We start from the raw sequence: 13,399 nt of genomic DNA, 5'->3' as shown, positions 1-13,399 counted from the left end.
TTTCTGTTGTGGGTGAGAATGTGTTTTTCAGCGTTGTGATACCAACTTATAATCGCCTGCCGATTTTAGAAAAGTGCCTCCGAGCCTTGGAAATGCAGGAATTGAGTGCGTCAAAGATAATTCAGGATTACGAAATTGTCTTAGTAGATGATGGTTCTACCGATGGAACCTTAGAATGGTTGGCAGCCCACAAGCAAGAGTTTCCCCATGTGCGATGCTTTGAGCAAGATCATGCTGGCCCCGCAGCGGCGCGGAATTTGGGAGTAGAACAGGCACTAGGAGATACAATCATATTTATTGATAGTGATTTAGTCGTGCTGAAAAACTTTCTGCAAGCTCACGCTGACGCATTATTGCAGGGAAAAGAGAAATTAGGTAGCGATCGCTTTTTTACTTATGGTGCAGTAATTAATACCTCTAACTTCGAGAATCCTACGGCTGAACCTTATAAAATTACAGATTTCTCTGCGGCTTTTTTTGCTACAGGTAATGTCGCCATCCCTAAGTATTGGTTAGAAAAAGCTGGATTATTTGATATTGGTTTTCAACTTTATGGTTGGGAAGATTTAGAATTAGGCGTGAGGCTGAAAAATCTCGGTTTAAAACTGATTAAATGTCCAGAAGCAGTTGGTTATCACTGGCATCCAGCATTTAATTTAGAGCAAATTCCTAACTTAATTGAAAAAGAAATTCAACGCGGCCGTATGGGAGTTTTGTTTTATCAAAAGCATCCCACTTGGGAGGTGCGAATGATGATTCAAATGACATGGTTACATCGCTTACTCTGGGGCATTCTCTCATTAAACGGGCTGCTGAATGAACGTACAATGGCTCCCTTTTTACGCTGGCTGATTAAATTAGGTAAACCTCAATTAGCTTTAGAAGTAGCTAGGATTTTCCTCAATTGGTACAACGTCAAAGGTGTGTATGAAGCTTATGCACAGGGAATTGGGGAGTAAATTTTGATTGGGTTTAGGGGTGTGTGGGTGTGAGAAACATCACCCCTCCATACCCTTGAAGAAACTAGGACTTATACCATTTCACGAAAAAAATGATCCGAATTTATGGGTTTTTTATTCTTTCCCCCTGCGGTCTATTTGTATCAAACTTAAAGTGAAACGGTATTATACTCAGCACTCCCTTATGTTGACTGTAATATTCCGCGGCCATTTTCGGCAAATTCATCAATGGTTTGTGCTGACAGTTCGTGATTAGTTATGGACTGCAACATTGCTAAAGGTAAAGTGAGATGATGCGCACCAGCTTGTAGGGATGCAACTGCTTCTTGAGGAGATTTGATGCTGGCTGCCATAATTTCGGTGTTGCTTCCTGCTACAACACTCGCCATTTCGCGGACTAGTGCTACTCCATCACCTAATAGTCTAGTGGCTCGATTGACATAAGCGATCGCATATTTTGCTCCTGCTTCTTGAGAGACTGCTGCTTGTGCTGCACTGTAAATAGCTGTGACTGCACAGGGAATTTCTGGCGCTAGTGCAGCCACTACCTGAAAGCCAACTAAGGACGCAGGAATCTTTAAGACTGTTTGCTTTCCAATTAACTCAAAGGCGGTTCTACCTTCTGCTACCATTTCGTCAAATTCAGATGCCATCAACTGATAAAATACTGGCCCTGGAGTTAATTGTGCCAGTTGTTTTAATATAGTCTCGACTGGTAATGGGCTTTTGCCTAACAATGTTGGGTTAGTAGTGATGCCTTTTACCCAACCTAATTTTTTAGCAGCTTCCGCCTCCGCTGCGATCGCTGAGTCCAAAAATAAGCTCACTGAATTTATTTTCCTTAATGTGCTATCGCTGGCATCATACCAATTTTGGCTTTAAAATTTCAGTCTTTATATTATGTCCGACTGATCAGTGATGATTCAAGCCATCTGTGCAGAAAACGCCAAATCATCTCCCCTGCACCGCTATGTTTTTGGAAAATTAAACAAGCACTTGATTTTTCTAGCAGTAGCATATATATTGCTACCCATCTTTTGCCGCTAAACTTTTCTATCCTCTACGTAACCATGCGGTTTCTATATCTATATCATGTCTAGCCAAAGCATAATTCAAAGTATATATACTGATGGCGCTTGTACTGGGAATCCTGGCCCTGGAGGTTGGGGTGTTGTAGTTTATTTTAACGATGGCTCAGTTCACGAAATGGGTGATGCTGCATCCCATACAACTAATAATAAAATGGAGATGCAAGCCGCGATCGCTGCCTTAAAATATTTCCATGCTTCTCAACAATCTCAACCCATCACTCTTTACACAGATAGCGAATATCTCATCAACTGTGTTACTAAATGGGTAAAGAACTGGAAAAGAAAAGGCTGGAAAAAAGCCGATGGTAATCCTGTACAAAATCAAGACCTTTTGGAAGTTTTAGATGAACTGAATACTCGCCAAATCACTTGGCAACACGTTCGGGGTCACGCTGGTAACGTTGGTAACGAACGCTGTGATGCGATCGCCCGGAGTTTTGCTGCTGGTAAAATCCCATCACTCAAAGAATTATCTTCTAGCAATGCTCACAAAACTTTACCTACTTCTCATGAGCGAAATGTAGCGAAAGTTTCTGAAGATAAGGCACACTCGACAATAATTACCAAAGAAAAATCGGAAACCATTACATCTGCATCAGACATAAACGTTATGGAACCATCCACCGCACAGACTGCGGCCGCAATTGACACAACAACGCCTGGAATCAGGGTCGACCAACTTCGTAACTTGGTTGAAACTCTACGTATCGCTGATGAAATCGCTGACAAAGGCTATCTAATTACTAGTTCTGAATTAGCAGACTTAATGGATGTCCACGCCAGCGCCGTCACTAGCCGGGGGGATCAATGGCGCTGGCGGAACTGGATTGTGTCACGAGTCCGCCGCGAAGGTAATCAAATTCTCTGGGAACTTGAACGAGGCGATCGCGTGGGAGGTGAGGAGGAATAGGGGTGTAGGGGTGTATGGGTGTATGGGTGTATTAAGACTCAGCACTCATTCCATACTTCCTACCTCGCCATTCTCGTGGGGTGCGGAATGCAGATAAGAAAATGCGTAACACAGCGATGGGATCAGCCAAAGGAGACAGCCAGAATAACCAGCCACCTTTAGCGATTGTGCGGTCATAAGAAGGTGCGATCGCCAGTAGCATCCCAAAGCGAATCAGTAACAGAAATCCATTCAAACCCAGCAATAACATCTGTGGCACAGATAACGGCGTAGGCAGAAAAATCAAGTAAGTAAGTATAATCAGCAGGGGCAGACCTTGAACTGCTGAAAGTATCCATAAATCTCCCCAAATTTGCCCAGAAGTCGATGCGTCTTTTAAATCTAGGCTACGCCCCCATTCTTTCCAAGTCTCCAGCGCCCCCTCATACATCCGCACCTTCAGCACCTTGGCCCCATCTAAAAAACCTACCTTATATCCTTGAGCCGCAATATACCGCGCCAAAGTCACATCATCACAAAAAGAACTACTAGCACTGGTATAACCACCCACAGCCGCTAAAACAGCGCGACGACATAAAAAACATTGCCCATTGGCCATTACCCTTTCTGGTTGCTCAGTTCTAATTCCCGCAGGGTCAAAGCGATACAGCAAAGTCATCAATAAAGCTGGTTGTAATAAACACTCTCCCGGATACTGAAGGATGAATTGGGGTGAGAGTGACACCAAATCATAGCCTTGTGCTATTGCAGTCTGCACTAAACCAGCAACTAAACCCGGATGTGGTTGAGTATCAGCATCCATCCCCAAAAACCATTCACTATCCTCACAACTATGTAAAAAGCCATTATGTAGCGCCCAAGGACGACCCACCCACTCAGCAGGTAAAGGGTCATCTGTCATCACCCGAAAGCGGGGATCTTTTTGCTGTTTAGCTTTTACTAAGTCAGGAGTCCCATCTTGGGAATTACTATCGACAACGATAATTTCTCGAACTTCGTAGCTTTGTTGGCTCAAGCCCGATAATAAAGGAGTAATGCGCCCAGCTTCGTTCAACGTGGGAACAACAACGCTGACGTTACCAAAAAGCTCTGGAGTTGGCTGTTGGGGTTGAATTGGCGGTAGTCTTCCCGGCCCTTTCAGCAGACGCGACAGCAAAATTGCTGTTGCTGGTAGTTGGATAAGTAGCAATATAAGCGGTATAACGCTTTCTACTATCGAAGCGTTGGCCATAAATCTGTATTAGCTCTACGAAGGCTCATCTGTAACTTGACATAGGTTGAAGTATAAATTTTATCAATTCACAAAGTGAGAGAATTGTAAAATTTAGTTAAAATAATACACTTTTTTTCTAGCTCTTAACCTTCCGTTTACCTATACGTCTCTCCTTTAGGATTATCGTAGAGGCGCTAACCTGGAAAGTTACTGAAAATTAACACAGATGCTCTCACGTCTACATGCAATAAAAAATAACCGTCTTGCCTCTTCAACAGCAGTGTTATTACTGACATTAAGTCTAGCTGCTTGTGGCGGACAGCAAGGTTCTGACAGTTCTGCTACCAAGGAAGCACCTACCGGCACAGCGCAAGATGCTACAGCTTCCAGTCCAGCTAAATTAGATTTGGGCGGCAACGTTTCCTTAACAGGTGCAGGAGCTTCTTTTCCCGCACCACTATATACAAGTTGGTTCACTGAGTTAAACAAAAAATATCCCAGTTTACAAGTCAACTATCAGTCTGTGGGTAGTGGTGCTGGGGTTGAGCAATTCATCAAAGGTACTGTCGATTTTGGTGCCAGCGACGTGGCGATGAAAGATGAGGAAATTCAAAAAGTTCCTCAAGATAAAGGCGCAATTTTGTTACCGATGACAGCCGGTAGTATTGTCCTCGCTTACAACTTACCAGATGTTGCTGACCTGAAGTTACCACGGGCAGTTTACACCGATATTTTATTAGGCAAAATTAAAAACTGGAACGACCCCAAAATCAAAGCAGCTAACCCAGACGCAAAGTTACCAGACCAAGCAATTACAATTGTTCATCGTTCAGATGGTAGTGGTACTACAGGCGTATTTACCAAACACCTCAGCGCCATCAGTCCAGAATGGAAAAGTAAAGTTGGTGATGGCAAAACTGTTAACTGGCCAGTAGGTGTGGGTGGTAAGGGTAATGAAGGTGTAACCGCCCAAATTCAACAAACTCAAGGTTCTCTTGGTTACGTTGAGTATGGTTACGCCAAACAAAATAATCTCAAATATGCGGCTTTAGAAAACAAAGGTGGCAAATTTGTTGTACCAACAGAAGAATCAGCCGCTAAAACTTTAGAAGCCGTAACTCTGCCAGAAAATCTGCGGGCTTTTATCACCGACCCAGAAGGTGCAGATTCTTATCCTATTGTTACCTACTCTTGGATTTTGGCTTACAAGAAATATAGCGATCCTGCAAAAGCTAAAGCAGTGGAAGCTATGATTGAGTATGGTTTAACTGAAGGTCAGAAATTAGCTCCAGAATTAGGTTATGTTCCTCTACCGCAAAACGTTTTGCAGAAAGTAGCAACTGCGGCTGACCAAATTAGCCCAGACTACAAAATTGCGATTAGTGGTAGCACTAGTGCCAGCAAATAACATTTAAAAATCACGAAAACTGAGTGAGACATCTATAGTCAAAAATTGATTTAATTAATAGTAAATGAAAAAACATTGCTATTAAAAATCATTTGCTGATGTCTCAATTTCTTAAAACTTTTGGCGACTTGACTACGCTGGTTTGCTCTCACATTTTTCTCTGATTTAATCTATAAAGTCAGTATTCATGGCTACAAATTCTCAAAATTTGTCATCAGCAATTAAGAATCGCTCCGATATTGGTAAGTCTTTAGATCGGGGTTTTATCTGGCTGACTCGGATTTTTGCTCTAGCAGTTGCTGCAACTTTATTATGGATTGCTATACAAGTTGCCATTGGCGCTTGGCCAGCCATCCAAAAGTTTGGTCTGAGCTTTTTAGCAAACAGTACTTGGAACCCAGTTAAGGATGAATATGGAGTATTACCTCAAGTTTATGGAACTATAATTAGTTCGCTGATTGGGTTACTAATTGCTGTACCAATAGGCGTTGGCACTGCTATTTTATTAAGTGAAAATTTTCTGCCAGCCAAAGTTAGACTAGTGCTGGTATTCTTGGTAGAACTTCTGGCCGCTATTCCTAGCGTTGTTTATGGAGTATGGGGAATTTTTGTCTTAATTCCCATTTTAAACAACATAGGTAGATGGTTGAATACCTATTTTGGGTGGTTTCCGCTTTTTAGCACGCCTCCCACTGGGCCAGGAATGTTACCTGCGGGGATTATCTTGGCAATTATGACTTTGCCAATTATTACAGCTATTTCTAGAGATGCTTTGATTTCTGTTCCATCTAGTTTACGGCAAGCATCTATAGGGTTAGGTGCAACACGTTGGGAAACGATTTTTCAGGTTTTGATTCCAGCAGCTTTTTCTGGGATTGTTAGTGCTGTAATGTTAGCACTTGGTCGGGCAATGGGAGAGACAATGGCGGTGACAATGTTGATTGGTAATTCCAACAAAATTAGTGCATCACTATTAGCCCCAGCCAATACAATTTCTTCTTTATTAGCAAATCAATTTGCCGAAGCTAGTGGTTTGCAAGTGGCAGCTTTAATGTATGCTGCTTTAGTTTTATTTGTCTTAACACTGATAGTCAATATTTTGGCAGAGTTCATCGTTCTCCGAGTCAAGCGAGTGTAGCTGAATTGTGGGTTAAATTTATGGTTTCTCATTATCCAGAAAGGAGTTTAACTAGTGCCTCTATGTCGCCTCGGACACTGTTTAATACAACGATGACTGGGGTAGCGTTTATCTGTGGAGTTTTGGCACTTGTGCCTTTGGTGGCAGTACTTTCTTATGTTATAATCAAAGGCTTTGGCAGTCTTAATTTTAGTATTTTCACTGAATTGCCCCCCGCACCGCTGAGAAAAGGCGGAGGTTTTGGGAATGCAATTGTGGGAACGTTGCTGATGGTAGGAATTGCGTCCTTAATTAGCATTCCGTTAGGTGTGATTGCCGCAATTTATCTAACTGAGTTTAGTTCTGGTAAAATAGCTAGGTGGGTACGTTTTGCGACTAATGTCTTGAGTGGAGTGCCTTCCATTATTGCTGGGGTATTCGCTTATGGAATTGTGGTTTTGACATTAGTGAGGCTGAACCTAGGATCATATTCAGCTATTGGCGGAGGGTTTGCTTTGGCAATTTTGATGTTGCCAATTATTGTGAAAACGACTGATGAAGCTTTACAGCTAGTATCGAATGATTTACGGCAAGCATCTGTAGGTTTAGGTGCAACTAACTTTCAAACTGTTACACAAGTTGTATTGCCGGCGGCATTACCAGCGATTGTCACTGGATCAACTTTGGCGATCGCCAGAGCCTCTGGTGAAACGGCACCGTTGCTATTTACCGCTTTGTTTTCTACCTTCTGGCCAAATAGCTTGTTCCAACCAACAGCGTCCCTAGCCGTTTTGGTTTTTAATTTTGCGATTTCTCCATTTCAAAATTGGCAGTCGTTAGCTTGGGCAGCATCTTTGATATTGGTGTTAATGGTTTTAATCACCAGTATTTTTGCTCGCTGGGCAACTCGCCAAAAAGCCTGAATCAAGTCTGAAGTATGAAATAAAAAACACCATTGATGATGGGTGTTTTATTTCTGCCAAAAAATTCAGTCAATTACCCAAATAGCAAAGTTGCATTACTGTCTCAAAAACTTACATTAGACTTTTTATGGCTACTAACATTAGCACATTGAATAGTACAGACACCGTATTACGCACAGAAAATCTAAACGTTTATTACGGCAAATTTTTAGCTTTGCAGAATATTTGGCTAGATATACCCAAAAATAAGGTGACAGCCTTTATCGGGCCTTCTGGCTGTGGTAAAAGTACACTGCTAAGATGCTATAACCGTCTCAATGATTTGATTGATTCATTTAGAGCCGAAGGTCAAGTTTTTTATTACGGGAAAAACTTATACGCATCTGATATTGACCCAGTAGAGGTGCGGCGCAGAATTGGGATGGTATTTCAAAGACCAAACCCATTCCCAAAATCAATTTATGACAATATTACTTTTGGTGCCAAAATTAATGGCTACAAAGGTAACTTAGATGAATTAGTAGAAAAAAGTTTGCGCCAAGCTGCGTTGTGGGATGAAGTTAAAGATAAACTCCGCCAAAGTGGTTCATCTTTGTCTGGTGGACAGCAACAAAGATTATGTATTGCTAGAGCGATCGCAGTTCAACCAGAAATTATCCTCATGGATGAACCTTGTGCAGCTTTAGATCCTATATCTACATTGCGAGTTGAAGAGTTAATTCATGAACTGAAAGAGCAATATACAATTGTGATCGTTACTCACAATATGCAGCAAGCGGCGCGGGTTTCTGATAAAACCGCCTTTTTTAACGTGCGTCCTACAGAAACAGGTGGACGGATTGGCTATTTAGTAGAGTATGACGCAACAGAAGTTATTTTCAATAATCCTAAGCAAGAAGATACCCGCGATTACGTTAGCGGTAGATTTGGTTAAATATTGCAATTGAATTAAATATTTTCCGAATTGAGAATTAGGTATGCGGCGCATATCTAATTTTATTTTTTATAGACTTTGATTTTTCAGAATCAAAAGGCTCAGATCCCCGACTTCTTCAAGAAGTCGGGGATCTTGTTGTTCACGAGAATAACATCCTCAATAAATGTAGGATGGTTACTAAGCATGACTTAACCATAGAAAATTAAGTTGTGACTATCTTCATCTCCAATCTCTCGTAAATTCCGCATGGCTCGCATCTCCAAATTAACCTTCGATCGCGGTACATTAATTCTGCATCCACCACCACGCGGTAAAGCTTGGATGGATTATGCTACGTGGGACGATCGCGTGGAAAAATTTCGGATTCCGGCGATGCGTTATCGTGCTTTAGTTGAAGCACTACAAGGAGAAGAAGTCGATTTTATTGATGAGGCGAAGGAATTTTATCCGCTAGAGTTGATTGCAAGTTTGGAAATGGAACCCTATCCCCACCAAAGTGAGGCTTTAGCTGCTTGGAAATTGGCGGGAAGACAAGGTGTAGTTGTGCTACCAACGGCGGCGGGAAAAACTTATCTGGCGCAGATGGCGATGCAAGCGACACCGCGCACAACGTTGATTGTTGTGCCAACTTTGGATTTGATGCACCAATGGTATGCACATTTAGTGGCGGCGTTCCCCGATGCAGAAGTGGGATTATTAGGGGGTGGTTCGCGGGATAAGTCACCCATATTAGTGGCGACTTATGACAGTGCAGCGATTCATGCAGAAGCTTTGGGGAATAAATATGCTTTGATTGTGTTTGATGAGTGTCATCACTTACCCACCGATTTTAGTAAAGTGATTGCAGAATATGCGATCGCCCCTTATCGTTTAGGATTATCAGCGACACCAGAACGCACCGATGGTAAACACGCTGATTTGAATATTTTGATTGGACGAGAAGTATATCGTAAACGCGCTGAAGATTTAGCAGGGAAAGCCTTAGCCGAACATGAAATTGTCCAAATTAAGGTGAAATTATCGCAGATTGAGCGCGAAAGATACAATCAATTAATTCAAACTCGCAATGATTTTTTACGCCAATCGAAAATTTCTTTGGGGAGTATTCAAGGTTGGCAAATGTTTGTGCAGATGAGTGCGCGATCGCAAGCTGGCCGTAGAGCGATGTTAGCACACCGTGAAGCCAAAGAAATCGCTTTAGGAACTGATGGCAAGTTGCGAATTTTAGCTGATTTATTAGCGACACATTATCCTGAGCGCGTGTTAATTTTCACGGCTGATAACGCGACGGTTTATAAAATATCTCAAGACTTATTAATTCCGGCAATTACTCATCAAACTCCAGTCAAAGAACGTCATGAAATATTAACTAAATTTCGGGAAGGTGAATATAATACTTTGATTGCTTCTCATGTGTTGAATGAAGGTGTTGATGTTCCGGCGGCTTCTGTGGCAATTATTCTTTCGGGAACTGGTTCGACAAGAGAATATGTGCAGCGTTTGGGGAGGATTTTACGTAAGGGAAATGTGGAAAATAAACAAGCGATTTTATATGAGGTAATCGCAGAAGATACGAGTGAAGAAGGAACTTCGGCGCGGCGGCGAGGGGATAATAAAGCAGGGGAAGCAGAGGTAGCAGAGGGAGACAAAAAGCAGAGAGGAAATTTGCAGGTTGTGTATGGTACCGGAAAGGAAAAAAGTTTAAAGGCTGCGGAACAATTAGAAATTCATTATTCAATCCAAAATCCAAAATCCAAAATCCAAAATTCAGAAGATGTTACCAACGGAGTTACTAAGCCATCGCCTAAACGGAGAAGAAATCATTCCGAAAAGACTGAAGATTGATGATAAACATTTGGCGTTGACCAACGAATTAATTGCTTGTTTTCAAGCAGCGCAAGGTAAAACTCAAGGGGAGTTAGACAAGCTGCTTTTAGATTTGGAAGGTGACGCTACAGATTATCGGATAAAGCGGGGATTAGCTTATATTATTAAAAGCAATTTTTGTACTTTTGAAGTGGTGAGTCCTTTAGAACCACCGATGTTAAGAGAACGGGTGTTTGCATTGGCGGCTCAGTCAGTTGCGCGTCAGGACTCAACCCAAGCTACTTTAAACAAAATTGCTGATGAATTAAGTCAAGAATTAGAGCGAGAAGTTTTGTTAGAACAGGTGCGTGCTGGGTTATATGCTGACTTATCAGAAAATAAAATTTTGACGCAATTTGATACACCTTCGGCTGTAGATATATTAAATAGATATAATTTGTCGCAGGTGCAGGGAATTTTTTATAAAGCTAGTCAATTAGTATTAAATGCTCATCGCAATGTACCGGGAGAATATAAGCTATTATTTCGCTATTTAAAATTGTTTCAATTAATGGCTTATATAGAAGGTGATGCTGACCACGGGTTTACAATTACAGTTGATGGGCCGACGAGTTTATTTAATCCTAGTACGCGTTATGGGTTGGCGATCGCTAAATTAATTCCGGCTTTACTGCATGTCACCAAATGGAGTCTGTCAGCAACATTACAAACCCGTGATGCTTACACAGATACTTGGAAAATTGGCAGATTTACCCTCAATTCCGAATGTGGTTTAGTATCGCACTATTCTAAAGGTAAACCTTACGATAGTATGTTAGAAGCTTCTTTTGCTGATAAATGGGATGCTTTAAAAACAGATTGGGTGCTAGAGAGAGAAGTTGATTTAATCCCCATTCCTGGTAGTGTGATGATTCCTGATTTCCGCTTAGTGCATCCTAATGGACGGGAATTTTTATTAGAAATTGTTGGTTATTGGCGACCAGAATATTTACAAAAAAAGTTTTCTCAGGTGCGGCGTGCAGGATGTGATAATTTGATTTTGGCAATTTCAGAACGGCTGAATTTGGAAAAAGCAGGGGTAAAATTAAATGATGTACCTGCAAGAATCGTATGGTTTAAAGATAAGTTATTACCCAAGGCTGTGTTAGCAGTGATGGATTAAATATCTGTGTATTCTTTCATTCAAAATACCCGAAAAGTGACACAAAAAGGATAAATATTTTTCGTAAGTAGTTTAAGCAAAATATGTTCGGACAAAGGCGCTAAAAAAACTTTGCGCCTTTGCTCGAAATTATTCTTAAACAATCCCAAACACAGACCCGACAGTTGATTTAATCGAATCTCTAGCATCCTTTAAAGTTTGAGTAATTGGATGTTTAGATTGTAAAAATACCCGCGCACAATTGCGTCCTGGCATTCCAGAAATCGAACCACCTGGATGAGTACCCGCACCAGTTAAGAACAAATTTTCAATGGGGGTTTTGTAGTTGGCGATTTCCGGTAAGGGACGGAAAAATACCATCTGATCTAGGGTCATATCAACGTGGTAGTAATTGCCTTTATATGCGCCTAATCTTTCACCTAATTCTGCCGGACTTTCTACTCGTCTAGCAATAGTCGCTGTTTTGACATTAGGTGCATAAGTAGCCAACTTATCAACTACTTTGTCTGCAACTTGATTTTTCAATTCATCAGTCCAACCAGTACCTCTTAAGCCTGTACCTTCTGCACCAGCAATTTGATAAGGTGCAAAAAACTCAATCCAGACTGTATGTTTACCAGGAGGTGCTAATGTGGGGTCAAGGTAACTCGGCATCACCACATACATTGATGGATCAGAGTCTGGGATTTCTCCCAAGGTACACTTACTATGAGCCTGTTCCACATGAGCCACAGAATCAGCAATTAAGATAGAACCCACAAGATACTCATCTTTGTGCGCGTGGAAAGGAAAGCGCAGAGGTTCATCTAAAGCCAAATCTATTTTGAGGATGGTTTCGTTGTTGTTGACAATGCGGCGTTCTAATCTTTCCCACAAATCAGGATCGGCTGAGTCAATATCGCTTTTATCGGTCATTTGTAAAAACAACCGCTTGGCATCGATATTAGAAATTACACCGTATTTCGCCCGATATTCTGTGCCACCAGCAACGCGTACACCAGCAGCTTTCCCATCATCAATCAACACTTTTTCTACGTGCTGATCTGTGAGAATTACACCGCCTTTACTAGTGACTAAATTCACCAAAGCTTTGACTAATGCACCAGTTCCACCACGCGGTCTAGCCATACCAGGATTATGACGCATTGCCATCATAATTGCACCAATACCAAGAGTTTTTTGTGATGGTGGCGCACCTAATTCTGCTGCTAATCTTGCCAATGGTGCTTTTAAAAATTCTGAATCAAACCACTCATTGAGTAAATCTTCAGCACTGGTTAGCATGGTACGAACAAAATCTAATGTTTTGTTTGGTGAACCAATAACTGAGAATAAATCTTTGAGTTTGGTAATGTCGTAGTTACCAACAATATCGATGATTGATTTTGGTGGTGCATTAAACATAGGAATCATTGCACCTAATGCCCGTTGCCAATACTCAGTAAATTCGGCATATTTTTTAGCATCACGTTCACTATAACGGGCGATTTCTGCACAAGTTTTTTCTAATGATTTATGTGCTAGAAAATACTTGCCATCGGGATGAGGGCAGAAAACTACTGGATCACATTCGAGATATTCTAAGCCGTATTTTTTCAGTTCTAATTCTTCAACTACTGGCCCTAAGTGAATAAATTCGTGGTCAATAGCACACAAATTAAATTTAAATCCGGGGGCTTCTTTGGGTAAACATTCTTCCGTGGTTGCTGCACCACCAGGGACAGAACGTTTTTCTAAAAGTAGGACGCTATAACCAGCTTTGAGCAAATATGCTGCACAAACTAGTCCGTTATGTCCTGCGCCGATAATTACAACATCATATTCTTGCATATTTGTATTTTAGAATAAAGTG

Annotated in this window: 11 protein-coding genes; 8 read left to right on the top strand and 3 right to left on the bottom strand. The window is 41.4% G+C overall.

Annotated features, from left to right (window positions below; all coding sequences use genetic code 11):
- Window positions 1-8 precede the first annotated feature (8 nt).
- Window positions 9-959: a glycosyltransferase family 2 protein gene (locus tag NCWK1_RS10145; protein ID WP_245894871.1), complete on the top strand. Its 951-nt coding sequence runs from the start codon at window positions 9-11 to the stop codon at window positions 957-959.
- Between the two features lie 182 nt (window positions 960-1,141).
- Here NCWK1_RS10145 and NCWK1_RS10140 read toward each other — a convergent pair whose 3' ends face one another.
- Complete coding sequence (locus tag NCWK1_RS10140; protein ID WP_096575264.1) at window positions 1,142-1,786, bottom strand: transaldolase family protein; 645 nt, start codon at window positions 1,784-1,786, stop codon at window positions 1,142-1,144.
- Window positions 1,787-2,051: 265 nt separating this feature from the next.
- Here NCWK1_RS10140 and rnhA point away from each other — a divergent pair, with 265 nt between their 5' ends.
- Window positions 2,052-2,960: a ribonuclease HI gene (rnhA, locus tag NCWK1_RS10135; protein WP_103124624.1), complete on the top strand. Its 909-nt coding sequence runs from the start codon at window positions 2,052-2,054 to the stop codon at window positions 2,958-2,960.
- A 31-nt stretch (window positions 2,961-2,991) separates the two neighbouring features.
- On the opposite strand, the gene cruG is transcribed toward rnhA, so the two are convergent.
- Window positions 2,992-4,191, bottom strand: a complete 1,200-nt coding sequence (gene cruG, locus NCWK1_RS10130; RefSeq protein WP_103124623.1) for a 2'-O-glycosyltransferase CruG — start codon at window positions 4,189-4,191, stop codon at window positions 2,992-2,994.
- A 208-nt stretch (window positions 4,192-4,399) separates the two neighbouring features.
- On the opposite strand from cruG, the gene pstS reads away from it, so the two are divergent.
- The 6 genes from pstS to NCWK1_RS10100 all read left to right on the top strand — a co-directional run bounded on the left by pstS (window position 4,400) and on the right by NCWK1_RS10100 (window position 11,547).
- Entirely contained in the window at window positions 4,400-5,581 is a 1,182-nt protein-coding gene (gene pstS, locus NCWK1_RS10125; protein WP_103124622.1) for a phosphate ABC transporter substrate-binding protein PstS, read from the top strand.
- 187 nt (window positions 5,582-5,768) lie between these two features.
- Window positions 5,769-6,719, top strand: a complete 951-nt coding sequence (gene pstC / locus NCWK1_RS10120; RefSeq protein ID WP_096575256.1) for a phosphate ABC transporter permease subunit PstC — start codon at window positions 5,769-5,771, stop codon at window positions 6,717-6,719.
- 20 nt (window positions 6,720-6,739) lie between these two features.
- On the top strand, window positions 6,740-7,621 hold the full coding sequence (pstA, locus tag NCWK1_RS10115) for a phosphate ABC transporter permease PstA (protein ID WP_096575254.1): 882 nt from the start codon (window positions 6,740-6,742) through the stop codon (window positions 7,619-7,621).
- A 127-nt stretch (window positions 7,622-7,748) separates the two neighbouring features.
- On the top strand, window positions 7,749-8,555 hold the full coding sequence (gene pstB, locus NCWK1_RS10110) for a phosphate ABC transporter ATP-binding protein PstB (RefSeq protein WP_096575252.1): 807 nt from the start codon (window positions 7,749-7,751) through the stop codon (window positions 8,553-8,555).
- A 249-nt stretch (window positions 8,556-8,804) separates the two neighbouring features.
- Entirely contained in the window at window positions 8,805-10,403 is a 1,599-nt protein-coding gene (locus NCWK1_RS10105) for a DEAD/DEAH box helicase family protein (RefSeq protein WP_103124621.1), read from the top strand.
- Window positions 10,333-11,547 (top strand): DUF790 family protein, encoded by a 1,215-nt coding sequence (locus NCWK1_RS10100; RefSeq protein ID WP_103124620.1) that lies wholly within the window; start codon window positions 10,333-10,335, stop codon window positions 11,545-11,547. The genes NCWK1_RS10105 and NCWK1_RS10100 overlap by 71 nt, the downstream gene beginning before the upstream one ends.
- Window positions 11,548-11,682: 135 nt before the next feature.
- On the opposite strand, the gene crtO is transcribed toward NCWK1_RS10100, so the two are convergent.
- Complete coding sequence (gene crtO, locus NCWK1_RS10095; RefSeq protein ID WP_103124619.1) at window positions 11,683-13,377, bottom strand: beta-carotene ketolase CrtO; 1,695 nt, start codon at window positions 13,375-13,377, stop codon at window positions 11,683-11,685.
- Between the last annotated feature and the right edge of the window lie 22 nt (window positions 13,378-13,399).

Source organism: Nostoc cycadae WK-1 (assembly GCF_002897135.1).
GTDB lineage: Bacteria > Cyanobacteriota > Cyanobacteriia > Cyanobacteriales > Nostocaceae > Nostoc_B.
Note: the sequence above shows the minus strand (reverse complement) of the source record. Positions and strands in the feature narration are given on the sequence as shown.

Bases quoted from the DNA above. Each gene is read 5' to 3' on its own strand.
- rnhA (WP_103124624.1), top strand. From the start codon at position 2,052: ATGTCTAGCCAAAGCATAATTCAAAGTATATATACTGATGGCGCTTGT.
- cruG (WP_103124623.1), bottom strand. From the start codon at position 4,191: ATGGCCAACGCTTCGATAGTAGAAAGCGTTATACCGCTTATATTGCTA.
- pstS (WP_103124622.1), top strand. From the start codon at position 4,400: ATGCTCTCACGTCTACATGCAATAAAAAATAACCGTCTTGCCTCTTCA.
- pstC (WP_096575256.1), top strand. From the start codon at position 5,769: ATGGCTACAAATTCTCAAAATTTGTCATCAGCAATTAAGAATCGCTCC.
- pstA (WP_096575254.1), top strand. From the start codon at position 6,740: ATGGTTTCTCATTATCCAGAAAGGAGTTTAACTAGTGCCTCTATGTCG.
- pstB (WP_096575252.1), top strand. From the start codon at position 7,749: ATGGCTACTAACATTAGCACATTGAATAGTACAGACACCGTATTACGC.
- NCWK1_RS10105 (WP_103124621.1), top strand. From the start codon at position 8,805: ATGGCTCGCATCTCCAAATTAACCTTCGATCGCGGTACATTAATTCTG.
- NCWK1_RS10100 (WP_103124620.1), top strand. From the start codon at position 10,333: ATGTTACCAACGGAGTTACTAAGCCATCGCCTAAACGGAGAAGAAATC.
- crtO (WP_103124619.1), bottom strand. From the start codon at position 13,377: ATGCAAGAATATGATGTTGTAATTATCGGCGCAGGACATAACGGACTA.